This window comes from Idiomarina abyssalis, from assembly GCF_019797805.1.
Taxonomy (GTDB): domain Bacteria; phylum Pseudomonadota; class Gammaproteobacteria; order Enterobacterales; family Alteromonadaceae; genus Idiomarina; species Idiomarina abyssalis.
Map to the genome: position 1 here is coordinate 1,359,269 of NZ_CP081832.1, position 25,274 is coordinate 1,384,542.

26 protein-coding genes and 3 tRNA genes are annotated in these 25,274 nt (G+C 43.9%); 12 read left to right on the forward strand and 17 right to left on the reverse strand.

Annotated elements, in window-relative coordinates:
* Nucleotides 1-18: 18 nt before the first annotated feature.
* Nucleotides 19-1,146 carry a M14 family metallopeptidase gene (locus K5X84_RS06370; protein ID WP_222235361.1) on the reverse strand — a complete coding sequence of 376 codons (1,128 nt, stop codon included), beginning with the start codon at nt 1,144-1,146 and terminating at the stop codon, nt 19-21.
* A 66-nt stretch (nt 1,147-1,212) separates the two neighbouring features.
* Nucleotides 1,213-2,658, reverse strand: a complete 1,446-nt coding sequence (locus K5X84_RS06375; protein WP_054487791.1) for a glyceraldehyde-3-phosphate dehydrogenase — start codon at nt 2,656-2,658, stop codon at nt 1,213-1,215.
* A 140-nt stretch (nt 2,659-2,798) separates the two neighbouring features.
* On the opposite strand from K5X84_RS06375, the gene K5X84_RS06380 reads away from it, so the two are divergent.
* Nucleotides 2,799-3,605, forward strand: a complete 807-nt coding sequence (locus K5X84_RS06380; RefSeq protein WP_244994771.1) for a DUF2989 domain-containing protein — start codon at nt 2,799-2,801, stop codon at nt 3,603-3,605.
* Here the strand turns inward: K5X84_RS06380 and msrB are convergent.
* Nucleotides 3,587-3,988, reverse strand: a complete 402-nt coding sequence (gene msrB / locus K5X84_RS06385; RefSeq protein WP_054487796.1) for a peptide-methionine (R)-S-oxide reductase MsrB — start codon at nt 3,986-3,988, stop codon at nt 3,587-3,589. The two genes, K5X84_RS06380 and msrB, sit on opposite strands and share 19 nt — an antisense overlap.
* A 104-nt stretch (nt 3,989-4,092) precedes the next feature.
* Here msrB and pyk point away from each other — a divergent pair, with 104 nt between their 5' ends.
* Nucleotides 4,093-5,523, forward strand: a complete 1,431-nt coding sequence (pyk, locus tag K5X84_RS06390; RefSeq protein WP_222235363.1) for a pyruvate kinase — start codon at nt 4,093-4,095, stop codon at nt 5,521-5,523.
* Here pyk and K5X84_RS06395 read toward each other — a convergent pair.
* The 4 genes from K5X84_RS06395 to K5X84_RS06410 are packed head-to-tail and all read right to left on the reverse strand — an operon-like array spanning nt 5,520 to nt 8,966.
* Entirely contained in the window at nt 5,520-6,365 is an 846-nt protein-coding gene (locus tag K5X84_RS06395; RefSeq protein WP_222235364.1) for a DUF6279 family lipoprotein, read from the reverse strand. The two genes, pyk and K5X84_RS06395, sit on opposite strands and share 4 nt — an antisense overlap.
* Before the next feature lie 2 nt (nt 6,366-6,367).
* On the reverse strand, nt 6,368-7,186 hold the full coding sequence (locus tag K5X84_RS06400; protein WP_054487802.1) for a LytR/AlgR family response regulator transcription factor: 819 nt from the start codon (nt 7,184-7,186) through the stop codon (nt 6,368-6,370).
* Nucleotides 7,186-8,277 carry a sensor histidine kinase gene (locus tag K5X84_RS06405; RefSeq protein WP_199496413.1) on the reverse strand — a complete coding sequence of 364 codons (1,092 nt, stop codon included), beginning with the start codon at nt 8,275-8,277 and terminating at the stop codon, nt 7,186-7,188. Before K5X84_RS06405 ends, K5X84_RS06400 begins: the two co-directional genes overlap by 1 nt.
* A complete protein-coding gene (locus K5X84_RS06410) occupies nt 8,274-8,966 on the reverse strand; it encodes a flagellar brake domain-containing protein (RefSeq protein WP_199494566.1) in 693 nt (230 codons plus the stop codon). Before K5X84_RS06410 ends, K5X84_RS06405 begins: the two co-directional genes overlap by 4 nt.
* Before the next feature lie 76 nt (nt 8,967-9,042).
* Here K5X84_RS06410 and K5X84_RS06415 point away from each other — a divergent pair, with 76 nt between their 5' ends.
* Nucleotides 9,043-10,812: a M61 family metallopeptidase gene (locus K5X84_RS06415; RefSeq protein WP_222235365.1), complete on the forward strand. Its 1,770-nt coding sequence runs from the start codon at nt 9,043-9,045 to the stop codon at nt 10,810-10,812.
* Here K5X84_RS06415 and K5X84_RS06420 read toward each other — a convergent pair.
* Genes K5X84_RS06420 through K5X84_RS06430 form a run of 3 tightly spaced genes read right to left on the reverse strand, consistent with a single transcriptional unit; the run spans nt 10,809 to nt 13,214 of the window.
* Nucleotides 10,809-11,630: a M23 family metallopeptidase gene (locus K5X84_RS06420; RefSeq protein WP_222235366.1), complete on the reverse strand. Its 822-nt coding sequence runs from the start codon at nt 11,628-11,630 to the stop codon at nt 10,809-10,811. The two genes, K5X84_RS06415 and K5X84_RS06420, sit on opposite strands and share 4 nt — an antisense overlap.
* Nucleotides 11,623-12,507 (reverse strand): 6-carboxytetrahydropterin synthase, encoded by an 885-nt coding sequence (locus K5X84_RS06425; protein WP_222235367.1) that lies wholly within the window; start codon nt 12,505-12,507, stop codon nt 11,623-11,625. The genes K5X84_RS06420 and K5X84_RS06425 overlap by 8 nt, the downstream gene beginning before the upstream one ends.
* 56 nt (nt 12,508-12,563) lie before the next feature.
* The gene (locus K5X84_RS06430) at nt 12,564-13,214 is read right to left on the reverse strand and encodes a LysE family translocator (protein WP_325082619.1); all 651 of its coding nucleotides are present in this window, start codon (nt 13,212-13,214) and stop codon (nt 12,564-12,566) included.
* 80 nt (nt 13,215-13,294) lie between these two features.
* Between K5X84_RS06430 and K5X84_RS06435 the strand changes: the two genes are divergently transcribed.
* From K5X84_RS06435 to alkB, 6 genes are all read left to right on the forward strand, one after another.
* On the forward strand, nt 13,295-14,179 hold the full coding sequence (locus K5X84_RS06435) for a LysR family transcriptional regulator (protein ID WP_244994772.1): 885 nt from the start codon (nt 13,295-13,297) through the stop codon (nt 14,177-14,179).
* A 78-nt stretch (nt 14,180-14,257) separates the two neighbouring features.
* On the forward strand, nt 14,258-14,776 hold the full coding sequence (locus tag K5X84_RS06440) for an acyloxyacyl hydrolase (protein WP_222235368.1): 519 nt from the start codon (nt 14,258-14,260) through the stop codon (nt 14,774-14,776).
* A gap of 73 nt (nt 14,777-14,849) precedes the next feature.
* Nucleotides 14,850-15,140, forward strand: a complete 291-nt coding sequence (locus tag K5X84_RS06445; RefSeq protein ID WP_054487821.1) for a PepSY domain-containing protein — start codon at nt 14,850-14,852, stop codon at nt 15,138-15,140.
* Nucleotides 15,141-15,160: 20 nt separating this feature from the next.
* Nucleotides 15,161-15,682, forward strand: coding sequence for a cytochrome b/b6 domain-containing protein (locus K5X84_RS06450; protein WP_222235369.1), 522 nt, complete (start codon nt 15,161-15,163; stop codon nt 15,680-15,682).
* Nucleotides 15,675-16,283, forward strand: a complete 609-nt coding sequence (locus K5X84_RS06455) for a GNAT family N-acetyltransferase (RefSeq protein WP_199494559.1) — start codon at nt 15,675-15,677, stop codon at nt 16,281-16,283. The genes K5X84_RS06450 and K5X84_RS06455 overlap by 8 nt, the downstream gene beginning before the upstream one ends.
* A gap of 1 nt (nt 16,284) precedes the next feature.
* The gene (alkB, locus tag K5X84_RS06460; RefSeq protein WP_199494558.1) at nt 16,285-16,938 is read left to right on the forward strand and encodes a DNA oxidative demethylase AlkB; all 654 of its coding nucleotides are present in this window, start codon (nt 16,285-16,287) and stop codon (nt 16,936-16,938) included.
* Here alkB and K5X84_RS06465 read toward each other — a convergent pair whose 3' ends face one another.
* Nucleotides 16,939-18,249 carry a TPR end-of-group domain-containing protein gene (locus K5X84_RS06465; RefSeq protein WP_222235370.1) on the reverse strand — a complete coding sequence of 437 codons (1,311 nt, stop codon included), beginning with the start codon at nt 18,247-18,249 and terminating at the stop codon, nt 16,939-16,941.
* 365 nt (nt 18,250-18,614) lie between these two features.
* On the opposite strand from K5X84_RS06465, the gene K5X84_RS06470 reads away from it, so the two are divergent.
* Genes K5X84_RS06470 through K5X84_RS06480 form a run of 3 tightly spaced genes read left to right on the forward strand, consistent with a single transcriptional unit; the run spans nt 18,615 to nt 21,542 of the window.
* Complete coding sequence (locus tag K5X84_RS06470; protein ID WP_222235371.1) at nt 18,615-20,972, forward strand: intermembrane phospholipid transport YdbH family protein; 2,358 nt, start codon at nt 18,615-18,617, stop codon at nt 20,970-20,972.
* A gap of 12 nt (nt 20,973-20,984) precedes the next feature.
* Nucleotides 20,985-21,170: a YnbE family lipoprotein gene (locus K5X84_RS06475; protein WP_199494555.1), complete on the forward strand. Its 186-nt coding sequence runs from the start codon at nt 20,985-20,987 to the stop codon at nt 21,168-21,170.
* A gap of 18 nt (nt 21,171-21,188) precedes the next feature.
* Entirely contained in the window at nt 21,189-21,542 is a 354-nt protein-coding gene (locus K5X84_RS06480) for a YdbL family probable chaperone protein (protein WP_054487835.1), read from the forward strand.
* A gap of 223 nt (nt 21,543-21,765) precedes the next feature.
* Here K5X84_RS06480 and K5X84_RS06485 read toward each other — a convergent pair.
* From K5X84_RS06485 to K5X84_RS06510, 6 genes are all read right to left on the reverse strand, one after another.
* Nucleotides 21,766-21,852 (reverse strand) — tRNA-Leu (locus tag K5X84_RS06485).
* A 25-nt stretch (nt 21,853-21,877) separates the two neighbouring features.
* Nucleotides 21,878-21,951: transfer RNA gene (locus K5X84_RS06490), tRNA-Cys, on the reverse strand.
* 6 nt (nt 21,952-21,957) lie between these two features.
* A tRNA-Gly gene (locus K5X84_RS06495) sits at nt 21,958-22,033 on the reverse strand.
* A 96-nt stretch (nt 22,034-22,129) separates the two neighbouring features.
* Nucleotides 22,130-22,678: a CDP-diacylglycerol--glycerol-3-phosphate 3-phosphatidyltransferase gene (gene pgsA, locus K5X84_RS06500; protein ID WP_222235372.1), complete on the reverse strand. Its 549-nt coding sequence runs from the start codon at nt 22,676-22,678 to the stop codon at nt 22,130-22,132.
* Nucleotides 22,679-22,701: 23 nt separating this feature from the next.
* Nucleotides 22,702-24,540 (reverse strand): excinuclease ABC subunit UvrC, encoded by a 1,839-nt coding sequence (gene uvrC / locus K5X84_RS06505; protein WP_222235373.1) that lies wholly within the window; start codon nt 24,538-24,540, stop codon nt 22,702-22,704.
* On the reverse strand, nt 24,537-25,187 hold the full coding sequence (locus tag K5X84_RS06510) for a LuxR C-terminal-related transcriptional regulator (RefSeq protein WP_222235374.1): 651 nt from the start codon (nt 25,185-25,187) through the stop codon (nt 24,537-24,539). Before K5X84_RS06510 ends, uvrC begins: the two co-directional genes overlap by 4 nt.
* Between the last annotated feature and the right edge of the window lie 87 nt (nt 25,188-25,274).

A 25,274-nucleotide genomic window follows, 5' to 3' on the forward strand; every position in this document is an offset into this window, starting at 1 on the left:
TGTGATACAACTCTAGTTTTAACGTAATTTAGGTGAGACTGCCAACATTGCCGTTAAAACATCTTCCCCTAAACGCTGACAACGGGCGACAGACCAACCGAAATCTTCGTCTGGTAAATTCGCGTTATCTTTAAACGGCATTTCAAGCGTGTAAGACAAACACTTGAAGCGCTCGCCAACTGCCGAATTGGCAACCGTCATGTTAGCTTTACCCGGCTCATCTCGTTCGTAGCCATATTCCGTCTGGAATTCAGGTGTTGCTGCCAAGAACGCTGCTTTAAAGGTATCTTCCAGCTCTTTATGGCGATCATCGTAAGATGGAATGCCTTCACAACCTGCTACGAAGTTATAAGGTAAGTCTTCGTCACCATGAACATCAAGGAACATGTCAACGCCCGTTTCCTGCATGCGTTTTAGCACGTAGAAAACTTCCGGACTTTTTTCCAGACTCGGCTCAGCCCATTCACGGTTCAGGTTAGTACCTACGGCGTTGGTTCTCAGATGGCCACGAACGCTGCCGTCCGGGTTCATATTCGGCACGACATAAAATACGTTTTCATCAAGCAATTTGCGAGCTACGCCGTCTTCGTCGTCCAATAAGCGAGTAATAAAGCCTTCCATAAACCATTCGGCCATTGACTCACCCGGATGCTGACGAGCCGTTACCCAAATGGTATTTTTACTCTCATCCGGCTCGCCAATCACCAGCAAGTTCAACTCACGCCCGTCAATGGTTTCACCCAGTAGCTCATGGTAGCAATCGATAGACTGTTGAGCAGATTGGATAAGATCCTGATGACGCTCATACGAATAAGGAATAAAGTAAGCGTAATAAACACTTTCTTGTTCCGGTGTATGACGAATAACCAGCTCTTTACCATTATATTCAGTCGGCACACGGAACCAGGTTTCACGATCATAAGAAGCTAACGTCTGATAACCTTTCCAACCGTCTGGATAAGCTGACCCAGATGCGTTCTCTATTATCATTACATGCTCTTCGCCGGCTTCGGCAAACAGCTTAAAATGGAACCATTGGTAAAAGTCGGATTGGTGATCTTTTCTGATTGCCAGGCGGATATCATCTGCATTATTTGCGCTGATAACCTGAATATTGCCACTGTCAAAGTTTGCAGTGATATGCATACGTCACCCTTTGCTTTGTTAAATAAGAAATACTAGAAAAAAAGCGCCTTAAAGGCGCTTTTTCAATTATTTAGGTAAATTAGGTACTTTTAGCCCAGCCATAGCTTCTGCTACACGTACAACCTGACAACTGTAACCAAATTCGTTGTCATACCAAACATACAGTACAGCCCTGTCATCCTCTACGATGGTCGCCTGAGAGTCGACAACGCCGGCATGACGCGAGCCCACTAAGTCCGACGAAACAATTTCAGTTGAGGCGGTATAGTCTATCTGATTAACCAACTCTGAATGCAACGCTACCTGACGCAGATAATCATTTAACTCATCACGGTTAGTCGATTTTTCAAAGTTCAAATTCATGATAGCCATTGAAACGTTCGGTGTCGGCACACGAATAGCGTTTCCTGTCAGCTTTCCTTCCATTTCAGGAAGTGCTTTTGCAACGGCCTTAGCAGCACCTGTAGAAGTAATAACCATGTTTAATGGCGCAGAGCGACCGCGACGGTCGGCTTTATGATAGTTATCAATCAAGTTTTGATCGTTTGTATACGAATGCACAGTTTCAACGTGACCGTTACGAATACCATACTCATCATTCAAGGCTTTAAGAACAGGTGTAATCGCATTCGTTGTACAACTTGCAGCTGAAACGATGCTATCGCTGTCTTCAATCATATTGTCGTTAACACCGAATACGATATTCTTAATGTCACCTTTTGATGGTGCAGTCAGAAGAACTTTATTCACACCTTTTGACTTAAGGTGCAGACCTAACCCGGCTTCATCCTTCCAAATACCTGTGTTATCGATAACGATTGCGTTATCAATACCGTATTGGGTGTAGTCAACTTGATCTGGTCCATCAGAGTAAATAACTTTAATATTAGTGCCGTTGGCTTTTATGCTCTGGTTTTCGTGATCGACGGTGATTGAACCGTTAAACAGACCATGGATAGAGTCACGACGTAATAAACTTGCCCGTTTCTCTAAATCTCCGTCACGGCCACCACGAACAACAATTGCACGCAAACGCATTTTATTGTTTGCACCGTTACGCTCAATAAGTAAACGCGCCAGCAAACGACCGATACGGCCAAAACCATATAGAACGACATCGCGCGGCTCAATGTTATCTTCCGAGTCGATGATGTCCGCTAATTCACGCTGAACATACTCAGTAACCGACAAGTTATCGCCTTTGCCACCAAACAAATAACCATAGGCAAGTTTACCCAAATCAACTCGGGCTGGTGACAGCTTCAGTTCTGCCATAGCCTGCAGGAAAGGAAAGCTTTCACGTAAGCGAACTTTCTGCCCTTCGTGACGAAGAATAAGACGATGTGCCTTAATGATATTGATAGTTGATACATTCAATAATGAACGTCCGTAAACTAAAATTTCGACACCGAAGTTGCGGTACAACTTACCAAGCAACGGTTGCATTTGCTCGGCGAATTCCTGGCGTTCCTGCCAACTTGATAAGGTTGGATCTTGCTGGTTAGAGTTCATAGTGAGCCCTGTCCTCTATGCTAATGTCAGTGAGCTAATTAAAATGCTACGCTTTAAAAACCGCGATATTGTACTGAAAAGCTTGGCATGAAGCCAATTTTAAGAAACAATCGTATTTCACTAATTAAATGTTGAAGCCTATGTTAAAAAGAATCGCCATTACAAGTGCTGTCGTTGCCCTCGTCGGTTGTGTTGAAGGAAAACCAACTGTACGTGAAATTTGCCAGTCCAACCCCGCAATGTGCAGTGACTTAAATGACGATAACTGGTGTAACTCTGAGCGCAGGCAGCTTATATTCAGTCGTTACGAGCGACACCAGAAAGATACCAGTGAAAACCAATACTTTTTAATGCGTGACCTGCAAGAGTACGCCCAATGTATGGAATTAGCTTCAACTATTGAGCACAAAAAGCTCAAGCAAAAACAGTCAAACCGTATTGAAGCCTATATCAACTCGCAAAAAAACATTAAAAAGTTAGCCGATAAAACGGCCGGTTCCGACCACCCGCTTTGGTTATATTGGCATTGGTCAAACCGGGGAAACGACCAGGCTTTACAAAAACTGCTGTCCTTAGAAGGGACTCCGCAAATGGAGACGCCTGAACTGAAGTTGGCCCTGGCCACCTATTATGCAAAGCAGGACTCACAAAAAACATTCGAGCTTCTCTACAATGCATTACGGTTATATAAGCCCGGTGATCGTATTAACCCTGAAATACCGTCAACCTTAGTCTCCATGTACCTCAAAGAAGGTAATGGGTCTCAAGCCTATATATGGTCTCAGGTTGCCTGGCAGCTTGGTCAGGACAACCTGGAGAAAAACAGTATGAAGAACATTGTTAATGCCAGCGAAGAACAATACGAACAGTGGGACGAACAAGCCGAAGACATAGTTGAGAAAATCGAAGAAGGAAACTTTCGCGGTTATTACTCATCGTCTTCGTGACGCATAGCTAGCGAGTTAACACAATAACGCTGTCCGGTCTCGGTGGGCCCGTCATCAAACACGTGGCCCAGATGACCACCACAGCGACTGCAGAGTATTTCCGTCCTTATCATCCCATGGCTTGCATCTTTTACGTAGTCAACTGAACCTTGTATTGCCTTATCGAAGCTTGGCCAACCACAGTGTGCATCGAATTGATGGTTAGCGTCGAAAAGTTTTTGCCCACAGCCCGCACAACGGTATATGCCCTCTTTATCACAACTTAGATACTTACCTGAAAAAGGCCTTTCCGTGCCTTTTTCCCTTAAGACATAATAGGCTTCATCACCTAGCAATTCACGCCACTCCTGCTCGCTTTTATCTTCCCAGTTATGCTCACTCATAAAGGACTAACCTCTTTATCTTTCAATTAAATTTCGTACTACTGTCATACTGCGTATGCTAAACTTAAGCTAACATTCATGGCTAATTTTTGCTGAGGTTTTGCATGCTTCGTCGTACCAAAATTGTGACCACTCTTGGACCGGCCACAGACTCTGAGGAAACTCTCAGAGAACTTATCAGAGCTGGCGCCAATGTCGTTCGCCTTAACTTCTCTCACGGTAATGCAGACGATCACAAACACCGAGCTTCAATGGTCAGAAAAATAGCCCGCGAACTAGAAGCGCATGTTGCTATTTTAGGTGATCTACAAGGCCCTAAAATTCGCGTAGCGCGCTTTCAACAAAATAAAATTATGTTATCCGTTGGCGATAAGTTCATTTTAGATGCTGAGCTTGAAAAAGACAGTGGTGACCAGAACAGAGTCGGGCTGGACTATAAAGATTTACCTAATGACGTTAACCCCGGCGATATTCTGTTACTTGACGACGGCCGTATTCAATTAAAAGTTGAAGAAATTAACGGCAGTCAGGTAATGACTGAAGTAACCGTTGGAGGTCTCCTCTCCAACAATAAAGGGATTAACCGTCAGGGCGGTGGTTTATCAGCCGCAGCATTAACTGAAAAAGATTATGCCGATATAAAGTTGGCCGCAGAAATTGGTGTCGATTACCTCGCAGTTTCTTTCCCCCGCTCCGGAGACGACATAAATCAGGCACGTCACCTACTGCGAGAAGCTGGCGGGCAAGGCGTGTTGTGCGCAAAAATAGAACGCGCAGAAGCTGTCGCCAGCGAGCATGCTTTAGACGATATCATCAGAGCTTCTGACGCTGTTATGGTTGCCCGTGGTGACTTAGGTGTTGAAATTGGCGATGCACAATTAGTTGGCAAGCAAAAACAGATTATTTCTCGTGCTCGTCAATTAAATCGTGTTGTTATCACAGCGACTCAAATGATGGAGTCGATGATCGAAAACCCTATGCCAACTCGTGCTGAGGTAATGGATGTTGCCAACGCTGTATTAGATGGCACAGATGCCGTTATGTTGTCAGCTGAAACCGCTGCAGGAAAACACCCGATAGCGACAGTTAAAGCAATGGCGGATATTTGTCTTGGCGCTGAAACTCACCCTTCAGCTCAACTGCGCCATCAGGACCTGGAAGAAATGTTTTCCAGTATTACCGAGGCTACTGCAATGTCTGCAATGTACGCTGCCACACATCTCAATGGTGTGACCGCTATTATTGCTCTGACAGAATCGGGCTTTACTGCCAAGTTAATGTCTCGTATTACCTCGCACCTGCCAATATTCTCGTTATCGCGCCATTCTCACAGCCGCGATAAGTCAGCGCTTTATCGTGGTGTCTATCCTATAAACTTTGATTCCACCAGTGTAGAAAACCCAATCACTGAAGCTATCGAAGTGGTTAAAAAGAGTGGTCACATTAAAGCGGGTGATTTAGTCATACTCACTCATGGTGACGTTATGGAAACCGTAGGCTCAAGTAACACTTGTAAAATTATTGAAGTGCGCTAGTTACTAAAATCTTTAATTAACGAATCGAGAAGGTCGATATATTCATCGGCCTTTTTAATCACATTCTTACGCTGTTCCTGAGTCAGACTTTGATACATATCCCAAAGAAATTTATTTCGCAGTTCACTGCTTTCTTCTGATTTCTGTTGAAAAGACTCACTTCTGAGTTGTTTAGGATCAAGGATTAAAGACGACATCTTTTCTTCATCAACAGGCTGTTTCAGTAGCGCTTTTTCAAATTCGGTTATCCAGCTTGCACGGTAACTTAACCAAGGCTCCCGTAGCTGGGGTGAATCACTTACCCAACTACGCAATAACTTATCTTGCTCTGTTGTTAAGTCGCCGAGGATATCCTCTAAATCTTCCTCAACTTCGGAAATGCGATCAAGACGTCGTAGTATGTCACTCTGTTCTTTATCTTCTTTCAAACGCTGATAGCGTTCTTCCTGAGCTTCCTCTAGTCGGCTTACCAGTTGCTGGCGCTGTTTTACAGAAAGTGTTGCGAGTAAGTCGGCTTCGGACTCAATTTTTATGAGTACGTTTTCCCAAAAAGCCCATAAAGTATCTTCAAAATCACCAATATCGTTTTGTGTTAACGACTTTTCCTCAACCTTATCGCGCAATGCTTTTAGTTCCTTGCGGTACAAAGGAAGCTGTGTCTGAGCATGCCACTGATGAAGTTCATCGACTTTTTCTGATAGCAGCTCTTGTTGTTCACCGTTCAAGTCAACGTAGTCCTTTACCTTCCACTCCACCAGAGTATCAGCAAACTGATAGCCTATATTAGCTGTACAACCAGCAATAAAAATAAGAACGGTAAGCACGCCTGTCAGTCGATACATGTTCAGCTCAGAATAAGTTGTTTAATACGGTCTTTATAACTACGGCTGACTTTCAGTTTTTGACCATTTTTTAATTGTAAATGATACTCACCATTTTGCTGGTTACACAACTTCTCCACCTGTTTTATATTGACGATAGCTGAGCGGTGAACCCGTTGAAATAACTTAGGGTTTAAGTCCTGTTCCAGCTCTTTCATGGTACGACGCAGTATGTGGGTCTCGTCTCCGGCATGTATGCACATGTAGTCACCTGCGGCATCAACCCACTTGATATCTTTAACCGCCACCCGAGTAATTTCGCCACTATCTTTTATTGCAATGTAATCCGGATATTCATCAGCAGTAATGTTCTCTCCTGCTGACAACCTTTCCAGCAAGGTGTCAGCGTCCTGCCCGGTCACCTCAGCTACAAGGCTGATTAATTTACTCTGCTGTTCGTCATTGACATTTTGATGCTCACTTATCACACGTTTAACGCATTCCGCTAAGCGAGCATCATCCACGGGCTTTAACAAGTAATCCAGTGCCCTGACTTCAAATGCCTTTATCGCATATTCATCATAAGCGGTTACAAAAACCACAATAGGCAAGTCCTGCCCTTGCTCCTTAACCGCTTTCAACACTTCAAATCCATTAAGGCCAGGCATTTGAATATCAAGAAAAATCAAATCGGGCTTTTCTTTTACAATAATTTCCACAGCCTCTCGACTGGTTTTACACTCGGGCATCAGCTCCAGTTGCTCAAATTCTTTTAAACGAATAGCCAAACCTTTTCTGGCAAGTGACTCATCGTCAACAACCAAGGTTTTCAATCGATTCATTATTGATTCTCCACCGTTTCGATCGGAATAGTAATGCGAACACAAAGACCACTTTCTTCACCTTTGAGCATCTCAAAACGATAATGCTTGCCGTATAAAGATTTTAATCGTTGTCGAGTGTTATTGAGTCCCACACCATCTTTACGGAAAAGCTTTTCAGGGTCTGTTTGTATTTCGGGACCGTTGTCACAAACTTCCAGTATCAAATTGCCATTATCAGCCCACGAGCGCACTTTTATTAGCCCGACCCCTTCAACGTTAGAAATAGCGTACTTTATTGAATTCTCAATCAAAGGCTGGCAAATCAAACTTGGAACCAACGCGTGTTTTGTCTCATCGGACAAATGAATATCAATTTCAAGTTGCTCGTCAAAACGAACTTTCTCGATATCCAGATACAGCAACAGCGCGTCAATTTCTTTCTCTAGCGTCACTTTTTTAATCGGCTCATTATCTAACGAAAAACGCAAAAAGCGGCTAAGTTTGTTTACCATTAAATTGGCTTTTTCGTTGTCTTTTAGCAGAATCAGTGTCGATATCGCATTTAAAGTGTTGAACAAAAAGTGCGGGTTTAACTGATATCTCAGCATTTTTAACTGTGCCTGATGCGCCATAGACGAGGCAAGCAACGCTTTTTGCTTCTCTTCTTGCAGCATCTGATAGTACTTAATGCCAAAGTACAATCCACTCCAGCTAAGAACAATGTAGAACTTAGCCAAACTGTTTTTTAAATAGAAAAAAGGACTGTCCGGCCGAAACCCAAATTTGTAAATTTCCCAATAGGTTGCGTTATCAACAATGGCCCAGACTACCGCTGTAATGTATGAGACACCAATTGCGATAAGGACCATCAAAGGTGGCGGCAGCTCCCATATTCTGCGATACAAATACCGCAAAGGGATTGTTATCAAAAAACCAGCATAGGCACCAAGAATGATGATCAAGGTGTATATGTCTCGCATTTCATGCATTAGTGAGCCAATATAATTCACTAATGCGTAGCCTATCCAGCCACCCGCCTGCAATAACCAAAAAAAGCGGTTACGATTGTCCATCAGTAACTGCCACTGCGTTTTTATCGGTTTATTCATCGCGCTGAAGACTCTAGTCTCGATAGCTCATCAATATCAACTAAGCTTCCTGAGAAAAGTGAATTGACTTGCTCCTTCTGATTTCCCATAAACTGCACGCCTAACTCAACCTGCTCCTCAAGCACTTTTATTTGTCGGACTATTGCATTAAGGGTGAGATCACCATTTCTTTTTTGTTCTATATTCAGAACAATTTTACTGCCATTTTCCCATAGTTCTTCCAGCTTACCGTCCGGTTTTTCATGCTTTAACCGACAGCCACTTTCTGAAACATCCAACACGTGGCCTTTAAAAGATACTTCGTCACCGCTCACCGACTTTCCGGCTACTTCGGCAGGCAAAAAAGCGTCAAACCGACGCCCTTTTCTAATGACTCTGTGCTCTATCTGGTTAGGCCACAAAATGAAAAGCATTTTTGTTGGATGTGAGATGACGTAACTTACCTCGCTACGAAAAGCACAGATCTCCCCATTTTCATTTTCGAGTACAAAACGAACAATAACTGGCGTTTTCTCTTGCAAAAAATCTCGAACATCCTTGTATTTGCGTACGTCCGGCATATTAATAATGACCCAGCGGTCATTAACTGCACCTATAAACTCTGAGAAAAAACGAGCCGGGACATTTGAGCTGGCTAATTGAACTTCTATTCTTTGACCGGTTACGAGCTCCGAAATTTTGCTTGTCATAGGGGTCTCTTTGAGATGAATCGATATGTTACTATGATCGCTAGTTGTCTGGCTGTGTCAAGCAAAGGAGAGTCCCTTGGTCGCTTACGATATAACCCCCATCGATTTACACGGGCATTTATTTAATGTCTCGCTCACTATTGAACGAGCGGTTGACGAACAAGAACTTTGGTTACCGAACTGGATCCCGGGCAGTTACTTAATACGAGACTTTAGTAAGCACATCATAGGGCTACATGCTGAAAGTAACGGACAAGAGTTAACGATTGAGCAAATAGCAAAGAATCGTTGGCGTCTCGACAAATCAAACCATCCCATTACCGTCTATTATCAAGTCTACGCCTGGGACTTGTCTGTTCGCTCCGCATACCTTGATCAGTTCCAGGGGTTCTTTAACAACACAAGTTTATGTCTGGCAGTTGAAGGACAGACCGATCTTCCCTGTGAACTGCATCTTCACGCGCCACCTGAAGCACCTCAGTGGAAAGTGGCAACCGGTATGCCAAGAAAAAATGGACAAGCACACTCATGGGGAACATTTCAGGCGGAAAACTACGACGCTTTAATTGATTATCCGTTTTTAATCGGTGACTTGACCATTGAGGAATTTATCGCTCATGGGATAAAACATTCCTTTGTTTTAAGTGGCAGGCACTTTGCGGATACCTCAAGAATAACCGCTGACCTTGCTCGTATTTGTGAAACCCAATTGCAAATGTTCGACGAAGCCCCCTTCCAGTCTTATACATTTTTGACCATGGTTGTCGGTAACGGCTTCGGTGGACTCGAGCATAGAAACTCAACTGCCCTACTATGCAGCCGTAAAGATCTTATCAGTGCTCATCAATATGAAATGAATGACAACTATCAAACTTTTCTGAGCCTTTGTTGCCACGAGTATTTTCACAGTTGGAACATTAAAACCCTAAAGCCACGAGCGTTTCTGCCGTATCAACTGGACAAAGAGTCCTATACCGAGCAGCTCTGGTTCTACGAAGGAATGACGTCGTATTTTGATGACTATCTGCTTCATGCCAGCGGTATCATTGATGAAAAGCGCTATTTAAAAGTGCTTGGTGATACGCTCTCACGAGTTGAACGAGGCGCGGGTCAGTATCAACAAAGTGTTACCGAGTCGAGTTTTCTGGCGTGGACTAAGTTTTATCAACAGAACGAAAATGCGCCTAACAGCATTGTCAGTTATTACGCTAAAGGTGCATTAATTGCGTTAAGCCTGGATTTAATGTTACGCCTGCAATCTGAGCATAAGTTAACTCTGGGCAACGTCATGAAAGACCTGTGGCAAGAATTCGGTAAAACCTCAATTGGCACAGCCGATGATACCGTTCTGAGTTGGCTAAATCATTATCCTGGCATTGATGTTTCCGACTTCTTAAAGGACGCGTTATACAACAAGGACTCCATACCACTTATCGAGTTGCTGCAAAACTTCGGTATCGACGTTCAACGGCAAGTACCAGTAGATGACAACAACAGTGGAGGCAAAGCAGCCGATCAGCCAGCCAGAGTAAACTTCGGCGCAAAATATAAAGCTTCTGCACAAGGGCTGGAGATCATCAATGTTTACCACGACGAAAGCGCCTATCATGCAGGGTTGTCAGCCGGAGACCGAATTATTGCGGTTGATCACTTGCAGGTAAATGAGCAGTCCATAAAAACCATTCTTGAACGCTACGTTCCAGGGGATACAGTAACGGTTCATGCATTCCGAAGAGATGAATTGATGACCCTGGAGCTTACCTGGCTGGAGCCCGCGAAAAGCAGTTACCTGTTAAGCGTGAAACAACCAGATAAGTTGAAAGGCTGGCTAACGCCTTCCGGTTAGTCCTGATAAAGCTGGGGAAGTAACGCTGGATCGAGTCGTTCATTTCCCCAGTTAACCCGCCAGTCAAGATGAGGCCCGGTTGCACGACCGGTAGCACCAATAGCACCGATTAACTCGCCCTGCTTAACCTTGTCGCCAACGTCCACGTTAAGTTCGCTCAAGTGCAAGTATGTGGTCGTGACTTTATAGCCATGCTCAATAATAATTGTGCCGCCCGAATAGAATAAGTCGGGTTCAGCTAACACCACCTCACCCGGCCAAGGGGCTTTTACCGGAGTACCCGTCGGCCCTGCGATATCTTCACCATAATGCGGGTTACGAGGTTCTCCGTTAAAAACTCTCTGACTTCCGTAAACACCACTAATACGCCCCTTTGCAGGTTTAACGACTGGGGTTAGAAAGTCCGTTCTCTGCGTTTCTTTTTGCCGCGCTACCCAAACTTTCTCTGCTTCTTTTCTTGCCCTTTTAACCTGTGCGGGATCTGGTGTTACCGTCTTTTGAGGCACTCCGTCTACACGGTCAATTTTATATTCACGAGGCGTTAACGTGAGCTCTTTGGTTATTCTGCTGTCACCTTTCTGAATTACTAAGGTGTTTTTAAGCGGAGCTTTTCGTGCGAAACCAAAAACAATATAACCCTGCTCGGTAACTTGCAGAAGTTCGTCATTCAAAGTGGCAGTAACTCCGGGTTCAGATTTAGCTAAAATAAGCGCTCCCTGAGTCAATGGCCCTTTTATCTCCAGTTCAATAGGTTCGTCCGCCAATGCACCGTTTATTGAGCAAAGCGACAAAATAAAAGCGATAATTGTTCTACGCATAGGCAATGGCTCCCTTCCCAACCCCTTCAAACGCACGAACTTCGACTTTTTTATCGGGGTTTTGTGATTTTATTTCTGCAACTAAATAATCCGCGATACATTCAACGGTTGAGTCGGTATCAATAACGAAGTTTTCTGCATTAGGAACCGCAAGTTCAAACAGGCCCTGATCAGCAGTATAGCTATAAAAGGTGTGGCTGGAATCAGAGCTCAAATCACTGGCAGCGTCAGATAATTGAAGATTGCTGCGAGTGCAGACATCTTCCGTTGTACCTAAATAAATATCCTGCCATTTATCTGACCACTCTTTTTCAAGTACCGGCTGTCGTATGTTATCCAGCTTAATCTGGATTTTTGAGCGATGGCCATGGGCTATACGTTGGCAATTTCCATCGTGCTTTTTCAGACCATGAGTGTAGTGGTAATAAAAACCATCAATATTCTCAGGTCGTAAAAACAAGCTAAGCCCTTCAACGTTAACCGGCAACTCTCTTTTTATGACGGCTTTAAGGTAGTCAGTAACCGTTTCAATGGAGACAACTTCCGCATCGATAAAAGCAAAGGCATCCGCAGGACAGAACAAATGGATAGAGCGCTGTTCCGGGCGCACAAAGTCAACCCAGTTAGCACTGTCATCGGAGTTATGCGTGACTTTTGTGTATGGATGTTCCGCCGGCACAACCAACTTATGATCAACCGAATTATCGATAATGGCTTTAACTTGCTTCTTCACACGACCAAAATCCAGCACCATAGATTGCTCATTTAGAGCGCCATCCAGCACAATATCAACAATCCAGCTCTCACCGACTATTCCCCTCTCAGGGCATAGGTAAGAGCAATCAATAACGGTCAAATCATTCACAAATAACTGCATAGTGAGCTTTTCTCATCTCTTCTTTAAGAACTGCAACCAGTATAACCTGAAACGTCTTATCCGATAAGCTCAATCAGGTTGGCCCATTCCCACAATAATTTCAGCGAAAGTAAAATTAATGCAGCGCCCATGGTGCGATCTACCCAGTGACTGTAGTGCCAGAGTGTTTTAAAAATACGGGGCTGAGTAAGCAACCAGGTTAAAAACAAAAACCACAGCCCAGTTGCAACAATAAGGTACACGCCGTACCCAAATTGGATACTAAAAGGTGTTTCCGGCGCAATAATAGTAGTAAATAGGGTTAAAAAGAAAATTGTTGCCTTAACATTGAGACCATTGGTAATAAAACCAACAATAAAGGCTTTACGTTTACGTGGTTGAGTAGAGGCAAGCTCGCTGTCCGACATATCTTTTCTTGGCTTGGCTTTAATTGCCTGAGTTCCGATAAAACCTAAGTACAATGCACCTGCACAAAGCAGGGTTTGATATAACCAGTCTGTCTGGTGAATGATGAGCGCAACGCCAACAAGTGAATAAGTCACATGAATGACAATTCCTGCGGCTATTCCAAGACTCACCCAGTAACCTGCCTTACGCCCAAAACTTAAGCTATAACGTGATACGACTGCAAAATCAGGGCCAGGGCTTGCAACCGCGAACAGATGAATCAAGGCAATGGTTAAAAACTCACTCCAGTAAGACAACACAAACTCCTTATTGCGTATTTACACTTTAACTGCCAGAATCAAAGTTACTTTTTATTAATTACAGATTACTATTAATCAATATGAAAAACTCGAAACTCCCCTCATTAAATGCACTGAGAGTGTTTGATGTTGCTGCCAGAAGCGGATCGTTTAAGCAAGCCTCACAAGAGCTTGGAGTCACTCAGTCCGCCGTAACCCGGCAAATACAAACTCTGGAAGAGCAGCTCGAAGTTCGCTTGTTTCAACGCGACAACCGAGTTCATTCGCTCACCCCGGTAGGTCTTGAGCTAGCTCCTCAAATTGAACAAATATTCGAGCAGCTGGAACGGACAATAGAACGCACCCGAAACCTAAGTGACAATACAACAACACAGCTAACCGTCGCAATCAGTTCCGAGCGTTTACGTTTCTGGCTGGCCGGAAAGCTTGCAGACTTTCATTCTCTGTATCCTCACATACAATTGAGTTTTAGTCGTTGTAATGAGCACTTTGTTAATGAAAGTGCCGCGGAAATGGCATCAGCAATACAACACCAAAGCTGGGATCTCGCTATTGGTTATGGCAAGACGACGGACAAAAACATTCAGTCTGTTCCATTACAGAAGAACCAACTGGTACCGGTTTCTGCTATTCAGACAAATGAAAGCCCGTTTCATTTACCCTGGTTAATCAACCCGGATAACCCGGATCATCAGGCTATGTTAAAAGCTTACAGCCAGGAGTTAGCCTCTACACGCATGATCCACTGTAACGATGTACAAATGTCTCTCGACTTATCTGCGGCAGAACAGGCAATTGCACTTATCGACAGCAGCCTTATCACGCCCGGTCTGTCTAACTTAAAAGTTTATAATGATTTCGCACGACCCTGTCAGTATCCGTTAAGTGTTTACTATCGTAAGCGACAAAGGCAGCCAGTCGCCCTTGTTGCTTTTATAAAATGGTTACAGCTAATCATTTCATAAATTAACGGTGACGCCCTTGTTTACATACATTCGTGTTTGTATGTAAAATATTGCTCCTTTTTATTATTGGAGAGTGATATGTGGCGTATAGCATCACTGGTTGTACTGATAATCTTAAACTTCCCATCTTTTGCTGATGAGGTTCACTTTACCGGAGCTTATTCTACGGATCAGCTAAGGGGCGTCAGGGCTGGTTACAGGGTAACAAACTTACCGGTCGAATTGCCGACATGGATTGGCTCACCAAAACTTCATGTCGAGGCGGCTTTAAACCACTGGCAGGACTCAAACAATACAGAAGATAATATAACGGCTTTTACTATCAGCCCGATTCTTTCCTGGCACATAGCAGGAGCTCAGCGACCGTTATTTTTAGAGGCTGGTATAGGTGGTAGTTATTTCGACAAAACACAAATAAGTAATCGCCGCTTATCAACCCAATTTCAATTTGAGGACAGAATATCACTCTCCTGGCAATACAACCGCAGCTCTAGTGCTCGTATCGCCTTGGGGTATACCCACTATTCAAACGCTGATATCAAACGGCCTAACGACGGACTCGATTTCTTTTGGTTAAGTTGGGCCCTACCATTTTAACCTCCGGATGAATTAGCGTTATCTGTCTGAAGTTGCTACATTTAGTCTTAAGTTCTATTCAACTGGAGGTCAAATGAGAAAACAACTTCTTAAACTATCAGCTATTGCGGCTACGGGACTCTTTGTTTCAGCTTGCGGCAGTCCTGAATCAGGAATGACACAGTGCACTATGGAGCCTAAAGAAAACTGGTTGGATCAGGAGCAATTTCAGAGCTCGTTGAAAGAGCAAGGTTATGAAATAAACGAGTTTAAAGTAACCGATGGAAACTGTTATGAAATTTACGGGTTTAACCAGAATAAGCAGAAAGTTGAAATTTACTTTAACCCAGTAGATGGCAGTATTGTTAAGCAAGAAACTGAATAATAACGGTAAAGGCAGTGCCAATGATCATTTGGGATAAGTTTATAAGAACCTTTCATTGGTTATTGGTACTGTGCTTTTGTCTGAACTATTTTTTCCTCGAACATGGCAGCAGCATCCATCAGGCAGTAGGTTATACTGCCGCAGCTTTGGTTATGAGTCGTGTTGTCTGGGGCTTTATTGGGCCTCCTAATGCGCGCTTTAAAAGTTTTCTCCCCTCCTTTTCTGGTATAAAAAAACATCTTCATGAACTGAAAGAGAGAGAGGTGAAGCAGACTCAGGGCCATAATTCACTCGGTGGCCTTATGGTGTTTTCTATACTTGCTTTGTTTTTAGTTCAGGCTGTTACTGGCTTTCTTCGTGAAGAAGTGGATGCACTATATGGAGACAGCTTTTTAACCTCATTGCACGGCATATCCGCCAACATCATTTTTACGCTCGTGATTATTCACATTATTGCCGTATTTATTACCGCTTATTTGGGTAAAATAGAGCTTATCCGACCTATGATTAACGGCAAACGCCGGGTAAAGCGCCATGACTGAGGAAAAAGCTTCCAGAGAACGTATATATCAGGTTTCCAGTAACCGTGAACGAGCATCTCATAAATTGCGTTATGTCGAAGCCTCAGCCCCCATCGAGGAAGACTGTCGTTTGTGTGTCGGTTCGCTAGCAGCAACTGATCACAATGAGAATGAGTTCTCCATCGCCAAAACGGTTTATGATGACATTGCCAGAATGGCGTTTCTGGAAAAGCAGCTCTACTCAAACCAGGCCTACCCTCCTCTATTTTTTTATCAGGCTTTGCAACAGTGGCGCGACACATTTTTATCACTAAAAGTTGATAACAAAGTGGCTGGCTACAGCCTTATGGTCCCTCTGGCTGACAACGCTTTAGCACTTATGTCCTTGCTTATTGGAAAAAGCTTTCAGGGACAGGGATTGGGTAAGGAATTACTGCATCAGTCTATTTTGCTTGCCCAGTCACTTCATTATAAACGCCTTGAATTGAGCGTTTCCCCGAAAAATAAATCCGCCGTTTGTTTATATGAAAGGTTTGGCTTTCAGACGACTGATTCTATTAAAGATTACTTAGGGCCTGGTGAAGATCGCATTCTAATGAGCTTACCTTTAGCAAAGACATAACATGACCTCTCTGGATTTATTCGGCAACCTGGGTTCTGAACCACTGCGTTCAAATATTAGTGAACAGGCAACACTGTTTCATCAGTTTTTGGCTAAAAATGACGAGGCCTTGTTAACCGACGTTCGCGGTGTATTAAAGAGCGCTCCCTTACGTCACTTACAAACGCCCGCCGGGCATAAAATGTCAGTCAAAAGTAGTAATTGTGGCGAGTATGGCTGGATGAGTGATAGCCAGGGCTATCGATACCAAAGGATTGACCCAGTCACCAAAGCACCCTGGCCCCAAATGCCCCCTCTCATTGCAACCAAAGCAATAGAAGTGGCAACACTTGCAGGGTTTGAAAATTTCAAACCAGACTCCTGTCTTATTAACGTTTATTTACCCGGAGCAAAAATGGGTTTGCATCAGGATAAAGATGAGAGGGACTTTACAAAGCCTATCGTTTCTTTTTCCTTTGGTTTACCGGTTAACTTTTTATGGGGTGGTTTTAAGCGTTCGGAGAAATACCAGAAGTTTCAGCTTCAACACACGGATGCTTTAGTTTGGGGTGGGAGTGACAGACTCCGGTATCACGGGGTACAGCAACTTAAGGACGGAGTTCACCCCGTTACAGGGCGCTGCAGAGTTAACCTGACCATTCGTCAGGCAGAATAATTAGAAGCGTTTTAAGTTCTGCATATAGTGATGGATGTCATAGCTTTTAGCCTTCTCCATAAGCTCACTTCTTTTTTCAAAGCACAGGCCTTCTGTCGCAACATTAAACTCTTCAAGCAGTTGAAAGCTCTGTGACAGCAAAGCTTGATCTCTTTCATTAAAAGCACCCTGATGTCTGCTGGCCCAGTAATGAGCATGATGAAAGAGTTGCTCTGAAACTCGGGCAAATACAATAGGGTTCAGTACTCGATAATGCCGATACTGTTGAAAATGTTGATAGTTAGTCTTGCCCTTCTCCGTTAAAAGATCCATAGGCTCATCAACCAACATATACCTATAAAGGTAGCTATTATTGAACGCTGCAAGGTGTTGCCAGTACTCACGCTCATCTTCATCTTCGCTAGCGTCAATGCGTGCGCTTAAATCCGATATATCGTAAAACCGGAAATTGGTTAAAAGATGACTGCGCATGAACCGGACAAAAGGTTCGGGCTGTTGCACTGAGAAATTTTCAAACACTTCAAATAATTCAAGTGTTACATAATTAAACCGAGGCTTAAGGGCTTCGTACTTCCGTGCAAGCTGACGAAACCTTCGGGTTTTTCTAAGTCCCTGAAGATCTTCATCTCCTAATAAACTGTCCATACCTGAGTAACGGAAGTTAAGAGCTAACTCTATGCAATCGAGAGCATTCTCCTTCTCACCGGCTAACCAGTAAACACAGGCCGCATTATGCAGAATAGATGGGTTTAACCAACTGTAATGGGCCATACTTAAATAGAACTCAATTCCTGCATCCAAAAATGCTGTGTCCGCTTTTTGTTTATAAGCGTCGCAGCTAAGTGCCAGGTAGTATTGAATAAGATTGTAAAATTCAGAGGTTTCTCTATAGGCTTCCCATTTAGCTTCAAAGTCCGTATTAAACCATTCCTCTATCCTGGCTAACGATTTTATCGGAGACAATTGCTCGATGGCAGGAAGTGCCGGATGTTTACCCGGGCTATTATCATTGGAAGCATTTGCGACAGACACTTTACTTCTGGCTTTTTGAGCTTGTGTGACAGAACGAAATGCCTTATCACCGATAACAACGTAATGCTTATCGACCAATCCGTAAGGCTTAACTGTGGTAGTAGCAACATCGAGCTCAGTAAGGCAGGCACAACGACCTGTCGTATGGTTGTACGAATAGATGAAACAGCCATTAAAGAAATAACTGTACTGAGCATCATTTTCCAGCGGATTACTACTTCCCAGAAACGCTGGGCTATCCGGCGTCACATTGACTGCTGTATTGGTTATCGTGCTCACGGTCAGCTCCTGTCACAAGTTAATCAAAGCCATTACAGGTGAATTATTAGACAGCTCTCAGACTATCTTTGTCACTCAGCCTATAAAAGAGCCTTTACAGAACTTTAACCTTTGCTAGCAATTTCTGACTAGAAGCCAAAGAAAATAACGGGTAGACCTGAAGTCAGCGCAATTAATTATATAAACTTATGATAATTGGCACTTAAGAATAAGTGGGTCAACTATTTCTATAACAATAGAGTATACCCTCTTTATGAGTTGGTCAATTTTTATACAGAACGCTAACTTGTAGAGAACCCAAGTGCTGGTTATATTGATTAGACTACAATTGGGACTTAGCGTTTATCAAAGGGAATGATATCGGAATGAAGCTATGGCGCGTACTGCTTACAATATTAGTTATTGCATTCGCTATAGGTCTATTAGGTTATTCCTATTTGAATCAACAACTAAAATCGCTTGGTATCAGCGACTGGAGCATAGAGTTTGAACGCTTATCAATTAATCACATTATTATTGAGCGGCTGGAGTTAACAATAGACTCATTACCAGAGTCCTCCGCAAGTCAGTCATCAACCGTACTAAACCTAACACAGATACTCTCCGCCGAAGTGCCGGCCATAGTTCCGGAACGCTTTGATATCAAATCTCTGCGCGTAAAAGGAACATTATTACCAGAGCCAATTTCAGCGACTTTTAAGTTATTAAACCGAGAACCGCTCCAGCTAAAAGTTAACAGCCGGGAGCCTGTTACAGCCTCTCTGCAACTGACCCGAGAAAATGGCAGTCTTGATCTCTCCGCTCAACACGACAGTGCAACTTTGCAGGCAAATTACAACTATAGCTCAGGCCAGCTCACCGCCGATGCGAGCTACTTACTCGCAGCACAGAACGTTGCAGATAGCCTAAGCACCGGGCAAATTCCAATGAGTGCACAATGGCAAGGTAACTTTTCACCTGATACTGAATTCACAAGCCTTGAAAGCATTACATCCGCCCTGTCCGGTGAATTATTGCTGTCGGTTAAAAATAGCGTTGAAATAGTCGCGGCTGATAGCGCCACCGCAGCATCGGGTAAGCTTCAGCTTAATTTAAGTAAAGGCGTTATTAACTTCTATACACTTGAATTGAATGGTGAAACCAACAATCTAATGTCCTTAAACGTGCCTGAGTTGCCGGTACAATTAGAATCAGTAATCTGGCAGTTAAGTAGCAATGATCAGCTTGCATTGCCGCTGCTTAAAATTCAGCAGGCAGTAAATAAAACTCACTGGCCTGTTAGTGCCAAAGCCGTTGCTAAGGGCAAGAAAAACGAGACACTCAACCTCTCATCAGAGCTGTCCGTTGAGCAAAAACAGTGGCAGTTTAACTCAGTTAATTTCGATCATTTAAACCTTCAGCTCCACAACGTAGCCTTACCCGTTGCAGAGCAATCATTGATTATTAATAAGCTTACAGCAGCGTTTTCCGGTCAGATTTCAAATGAGGCTGCCACGCTCCAAAGCACTGAGTCGACGCACATTGAGTTCTCGCACTTAAATAACGATGCCACTGCAGTCGTCAATTTCTCACATGTTTTTTATCCATACTCAGAGCCTGACGACATTACCGCTGAGCTTGGTCTCAGTATTCATGCCGACGCGCTTAGTTTTGATCAGCTACCTCAAATAAAGGCGGCTTTTAACAGTGACTTTAAATATCGACAGCAAAAGCTTATCGGTAACGGAGAACTTAGACTTGGCGAGCACATTCGTGTACAACATCACAGCGAAATTACAACCAACCGCTTACAAAGTAAGGTTAAAATTCACGACTTTAACTGGAAGCAAACACCACAACTCGATGCGCTACTCAAGCACTTCGCGCCTCAGGTTGTTATCAGTAAAGCGACGATTAATGGTCACGCAGACGTAAACTTCGACTGGAATGATAATCGCTGGCAGCTCGATAATGGTCAGGTCGATATTCAGCAAAGCGACTGGGTTGCGGATACTTTATCGGCGGTTGATAGTAGCCTCAACTTTCAGTTTAATGCCAATAACGAACAGCTCCATGTTAATAACGCTCAACTTTACATCAGTAGTGTGCAACAGGGATTTACGCTAGGCCCTGTAACGGCTGAGTTTGGGGCTCAAATACCCTTTGATAACCCCAAACAGTCCACGCTTAACTTAACCAGCCACAGCATAAAAGGCCTTGGCGGAAGTATCAGTATTCCTAACCAAAGCTATTCTATGGCCAACAAGTTTGCACTGCCCGTTGTTTTCGAAGAAATTTCTCTGGGCGAGCTTATGCGCCAATACCCAAGTAATAAAGTGGCGATAGACGGTAATGTCTCCGGAACCATACCAGTGCACTGGGACTCTAACCAGTTTACAGTTGACCGAGGTTATTTAAATGCCCTGGCTCCCGGTGGTCACTTGCAGGTAGATTCATCGGCGTTAGTGTCGGTAGCCGGCAATAATCCGAGTTTACAGACTCTGGCCGGCGTTCTTAGTAACTTCTATTATCAGCAGCTGTCCACGGTGATCGACTATGATAAAAACGGTAAGTTGACCTTAGCGGTGAAATTAAAGGGCTCAAACCCTGAGGTAGAAAATGGACGCCCGGTAGAACTTAACGTAAATTTAGAAGAGGACTTACCTGCATTGATGAAAGGACTAACACTTAGTAACAGCTTGAACGAAGCCATTCGTAAGCGAGTACAACAGAAAATCAATTAATCAGGGGATGATATGAGACAATTGTTTTTACTAGTAAGCGTACCTTTTTTCGTTTTGGGGTGTACCCCAACGGTTCAGGTAGCTGCGCCTAAAGAGCCCATTACTATCAACCTAAATGTTAAGATTGAACACCAAATTTACGTCAAAGTTGATAAAGCGCTCGACGATGTAATTTCTGAATCCAGTGGCTTATTTTAACGACAAAGGAATGCAACTATGAAATATTTACTGACGCTGCTATTAGTTACTTTTATTGGTTTATCAAGCCCGCTGGCGCAAGCACAACAGTTAGATTTGCAACAGGCAAAGGCACAATTAAGTGAAGCGAAGGAACAAGGCCTGGTGGGCGAAAAAGCTGACGGTTACCTGGGAGTAGTAGAATCGACAGAAGTTACTGAGCAAATCGTTAAGAAAATTAACGAGGCTCGCCGTAAAGAATACACCCGAATTGCTAACGAGAACGACATTGCTGTTGCCGATGTTGAGTTAGTAGCCGGAAAGCGTGCCATTGAGCTGACTAAATCAGGCCTTTACATCAATGTCGATGGAGAGTGGCGGAAGAAGCCTTAAGCGGCTTCTAAACGCTACCCTCCAGATGTCTTAGAGCGACTCCCAGTCTTGTGCTGGGTATGACGGCAGTTCTAACGGTTTTGACGGTGCTGCACGTCCTTGCTCTGCAAGGCTCGTAAAAAATGCGAGAGGAATGATTGTAAGACCAGCAATACTAGTTAAAGTTAGCTGGGGAAAACACTAAAATAGTTCAAAGGGAACTGAAGTTTAATCTAATCGGAATTGGTGCCCGGGGCCGGACTTGAACCGGCACGAAGTTACCTTCGAGGGATTTTAAATCCCTTGTGTCTACCAATTCCACCACCCGGGCACTACATAGAAGTGTTCTCGAATAATGGAGGCGGGTCCCGGAGTCGAACCGAGATCCACGGATTTGCAATCCGCTGCATAGCCATTCTGCCAACCCGCCAGAATTTGGAGCGGGAAACGAGATTCGAACTCGCGACCCCAACCTTGGCAAGGTTGTGCTCTACCAGCTGAGCTATTCCCGCACCGTCATCTGCCGTGGCATTCTACTGTTTAATCATTTTCAGTCAATGACTTTTTATCAATTTAGTGACTGTTTGCGCAAATTTACGGCAAAGCTGTTATTTTCTGGTCAATTCACCCTTGGCTCCGCGTAAATATTCCCACATTGACCAAACCGTTAATACAAAGGATGCGTAGAATAAAAACATCGATAACCAATAAATATAAATATTAGCGTTCCAGAGCAATCCAATTAAGGCAATCATTTGTGCCACCGTCTTCCACTTTCCTAAATTGGAAACCGCGACTTTTGCTCTATTGCCACTTTGTGCCATCCACTCCCGCAGGGCGCTCACAATAAGCTCACGGCAAATCATTGTTAAAGCAGGAATAGTAATAAACGCGGAGTTGTAATCTTCGACAATTACCACCAGAGCAGCAACTACCATCGCTTTATCTGCTACCGGATCAAGAAACTCACCAAACTTCGTGAATTGATTAAAGCGCCGAGCGATATAACCGTCTAACGCATCGGTAATTGCAGCTAACCAAAAAATAAATGCAGCCCAAAAGCGCGCATCTTCCATTGGCAAATAGAAAACCACCAGAAACACCGGTATCAGTACTATCCGAAAGCTGGTCAAAATATTAGGGATATTCCACTTCATTATCCGCTCATTCCTTATTGTTTTTACTCATCACGAAATGAGTAATAAATTTTTTCCGCCAATGCTCGGCTAATACCAGGTACGCTGGCAAGTTTCTCAATACTAGCGTTTTTTACCTCTTGTAATCCACCTAGATTTTTCAAGATTGTTTGTCTGCGCTTTGCCCCTACCCCTTCAATTTGCTCTAAGGTTGAGGTTTTCTTAACTTTCGCTCTTTTCTGTCTGTGTCCCGTTATAGCAAAACGATGCGATTCATCACGTATGTGTTGAATCAAATGTAGCGCGCTGGCGTCTTTACTTAACGGAATAGTCTCGTGACTACCGGCCATAATTAAAGTTTCCAGTCCGGGTTTACGCGACTCTCCCTTCGCAACACCAATTAAAACCGGCGCCTCTTTGCCCCAGTCACTAAAGTAATTCTCTGCCTGGGCCAACTGTCCCTTACCGCCGTCAATAAACAATATATCGGGTATGTTGCCTTGTTCTTTGGCGTTATCATAACGCTTAGCCAGAGCTTTTGACATTGCTGCGTAATCATCTCCCGGAGTAATGCCGGTAATATTATAGCGACGGTAGTCAGACTTTTTAGGTCCGTTTTGATCAAACACCACGCAGGAGGCTACCGTTTGTTGCCCCATAGTATGGCTAATATCAAAACATTCCATGCGCTGTATGGGCACGCCGAAATCCAACACTTGTTGTAATGCCTGAGTACGACGGTTCATTGTACTTTGTTGATTTAACCGGCTTTCCAGCGCATTAACGGCATTTTTCTGAGCCAGCGACTGATACTGACGTTTATCCCCTCTCACTTTGCTTTGCAGTTTGACGGGTTGTGACAACGCATCACTCATCACTTCGGCTAATACGTTGTCCGGCTGAATATCGACGGGAAGAACCACTTCCTTTGGAATTTTGCGTCCAGCCGTATCCGACAAATAAAACTGCAACAAAAAGGCTCTGAGCACTTCATCGTCAGGCGTATCGGTTGGCACCTTAGGAAAATAGCTACGACTGCCCTGTAAGTGGTTATCTCGGATAAAAAGCATCTGTACTGTGGTCATTCCATTACCACGCGCTAAACCAATAACGTCCAGTTCCTGCTGGCTACCGGTCACCGAGTTACGCTCCTGCGTTTTTCTTAATGCGGCAATCTGATCACGAAACCTTGCAGCCCTTTCAAAGTCCAGGTTTTCACTCGCCTGCTCCATCTTGCTCATAAGCTCGTCAATAACCTGCTGGTTTTTCCCTTGCAGGAATTGCCGCGCCAGAGCCACTTGCTCACTGTATTCCTCATCAGTGCAGACATTAACGCAAGGCGCAAGGCAGCGTTTCAGCTGATGCTGCAGGCAAGGCCTGGTACGTGCCCGATAATAGGTATCGTCACATTGGCGAATCGGAAACAGCTTTTGTAGCAGGTTTAAGCTTTCACGCACTGCTGAGCCATTTGGAAAAGGCCCGAAGTATTCGCCCTTGGTGCGACGGGCTCCGCGGTGAAAACCCAGCCTGGGATGTTGGTGCGCTGTCAGAATAATGTACGGGTAAGACTTATCGTCCCGCAGTAACACGTTGTAACGTGGGCGATACTTTTTAATAAAGGAGTTTTCGAGTATTAAAGCTTCAGCTTCGGTGTTGGTTACGGTGACATCCATAGAAGCAATTTGCTTAACCATGACCTGAGTCTTTACACGATCAACTTTATCGCGAAAATAGCTGGATACGCGTTTTTTTAAGTCTTTTGCTTTACCAACATAAATTACGTCACCCGACTCATCGTACATGCGGTATACACCGGGTTGATGAGTCAAGTGACGAAGAAAGCTGTCGCTATCAAAATGTTTCTGTGTATTACCTTCCGTCATCTACCTTCAAACTGAATTAGGTCGACAAGACCGTGCTGAATTGCAAGATGGGACAATTGTACATCACCATCGATACCGAGTTTAGAGAAAATACGATAACGGAAAGTATTAATTGTTTTACTACTTATACACAGATGCCGGGCTATTTCTCTGACACGAATACCACGACTGAGCATTTGCGCAACTTGCAACTCGCGTTCACTGAGCATATCAACCATGCTTTTCTGTTTCTGAGAACGTGGGTTTTGCGCCAAATATGCCGCTACCGGCGCCGCGACATAAACATTGCCCTGTTTTAATGACCGAATTGCCTGAACTAAATCGGAGCTGTCACATGAGTCAAGCAAGTAGCCATCGACAACACTGATACCACACTGAAAATCCAGTATATCCTGCTGGTTTCTTCCCCACACAATGAGCTTTAAGTCGCAATGACGCCTTTTTAGACGCCGCCAGTGCTCAACTGTAGCGGCCCCGCCAAGTTGACTGCAAAGTACCACCACAGCATCTTCATATTCATAACACGTGCGACGCAAGTCAGCTATTCCCGTAACAGTCAGCACCTTGTCGCTAAAATGCTGCTGTAAAACAGAGGCCATACCGGCACTTATAATTGGATTGGGAATAGCTAATATAATACGGTTCATAGGTTACATTCCTTATTTGTATACCTTGTTGGTCATCCTTATTAGTTTAAATCCGTACCGCCCTGCCCGAATTCGCGTCGCATATTC

Coding starts and splice junctions, on each gene's coding strand:
- K5X84_RS06510 (WP_222235374.1), bottom strand. CDS start 25,187: ATGAACCGTATTATATTAGCTATTCCCAATCCAATTATAAGTGCCGGT.
- K5X84_RS06370 (WP_222235361.1), bottom strand. CDS start 1,146: ATGCATATCACTGCAAACTTTGACAGTGGCAATATTCAGGTTATCAGC.
- K5X84_RS06425 (WP_222235367.1), bottom strand. CDS start 12,507: ATGCAGTTATTTGTGAATGATTTGACCGTTATTGATTGCTCTTACCTA.
- msrB (WP_054487796.1), bottom strand. CDS start 3,988: ATGAGTGAGCATAACTGGGAAGATAAAAGCGAGCAGGAGTGGCGTGAA.
- K5X84_RS06475 (WP_199494555.1), top strand. CDS start 20,985: ATGAGACAATTGTTTTTACTAGTAAGCGTACCTTTTTTCGTTTTGGGG.
- K5X84_RS06440 (WP_222235368.1), top strand. CDS start 14,258: ATGTGGCGTATAGCATCACTGGTTGTACTGATAATCTTAAACTTCCCA.
- K5X84_RS06435 (WP_244994772.1), top strand. CDS start 13,295: ATGAAAAACTCGAAACTCCCCTCATTAAATGCACTGAGAGTGTTTGAT.
- K5X84_RS06450 (WP_222235369.1), top strand. CDS start 15,161: ATGATCATTTGGGATAAGTTTATAAGAACCTTTCATTGGTTATTGGTA.
- K5X84_RS06420 (WP_222235366.1), bottom strand. CDS start 11,630: ATGCGTAGAACAATTATCGCTTTTATTTTGTCGCTTTGCTCAATAAAC.
- K5X84_RS06375 (WP_054487791.1), bottom strand. CDS start 2,658: ATGAACTCTAACCAGCAAGATCCAACCTTATCAAGTTGGCAGGAACGC.
- pyk (WP_222235363.1), top strand. CDS start 4,093: ATGCTTCGTCGTACCAAAATTGTGACCACTCTTGGACCGGCCACAGAC.
- K5X84_RS06405 (WP_199496413.1), bottom strand. CDS start 8,277: ATGAATAAACCGATAAAAACGCAGTGGCAGTTACTGATGGACAATCGT.
- K5X84_RS06380 (WP_244994771.1), top strand. CDS start 2,799: ATGTTAAAAAGAATCGCCATTACAAGTGCTGTCGTTGCCCTCGTCGGT.
- pgsA (WP_222235372.1), bottom strand. CDS start 22,678: ATGAAGTGGAATATCCCTAATATTTTGACCAGCTTTCGGATAGTACTG.
- K5X84_RS06400 (WP_054487802.1), bottom strand. CDS start 7,186: ATGAATCGATTGAAAACCTTGGTTGTTGACGATGAGTCACTTGCCAGA.
- K5X84_RS06395 (WP_222235364.1), bottom strand. CDS start 6,365: ATGTATCGACTGACAGGCGTGCTTACCGTTCTTATTTTTATTGCTGGT.
- K5X84_RS06445 (WP_054487821.1), top strand. CDS start 14,850: ATGAGAAAACAACTTCTTAAACTATCAGCTATTGCGGCTACGGGACTC.
- K5X84_RS06455 (WP_199494559.1), top strand. CDS start 15,675: ATGACTGAGGAAAAAGCTTCCAGAGAACGTATATATCAGGTTTCCAGT.
- K5X84_RS06480 (WP_054487835.1), top strand. CDS start 21,189: ATGAAATATTTACTGACGCTGCTATTAGTTACTTTTATTGGTTTATCA.
- K5X84_RS06410 (WP_199494566.1), bottom strand. CDS start 8,966: ATGACAAGCAAAATTTCGGAGCTCGTAACCGGTCAAAGAATAGAAGTT.
- alkB (WP_199494558.1), top strand. CDS start 16,285: ATGACCTCTCTGGATTTATTCGGCAACCTGGGTTCTGAACCACTGCGT.
- K5X84_RS06470 (WP_222235371.1), top strand. CDS start 18,615: ATGAAGCTATGGCGCGTACTGCTTACAATATTAGTTATTGCATTCGCT.
- uvrC (WP_222235373.1), bottom strand. CDS start 24,540: ATGACGGAAGGTAATACACAGAAACATTTTGATAGCGACAGCTTTCTT.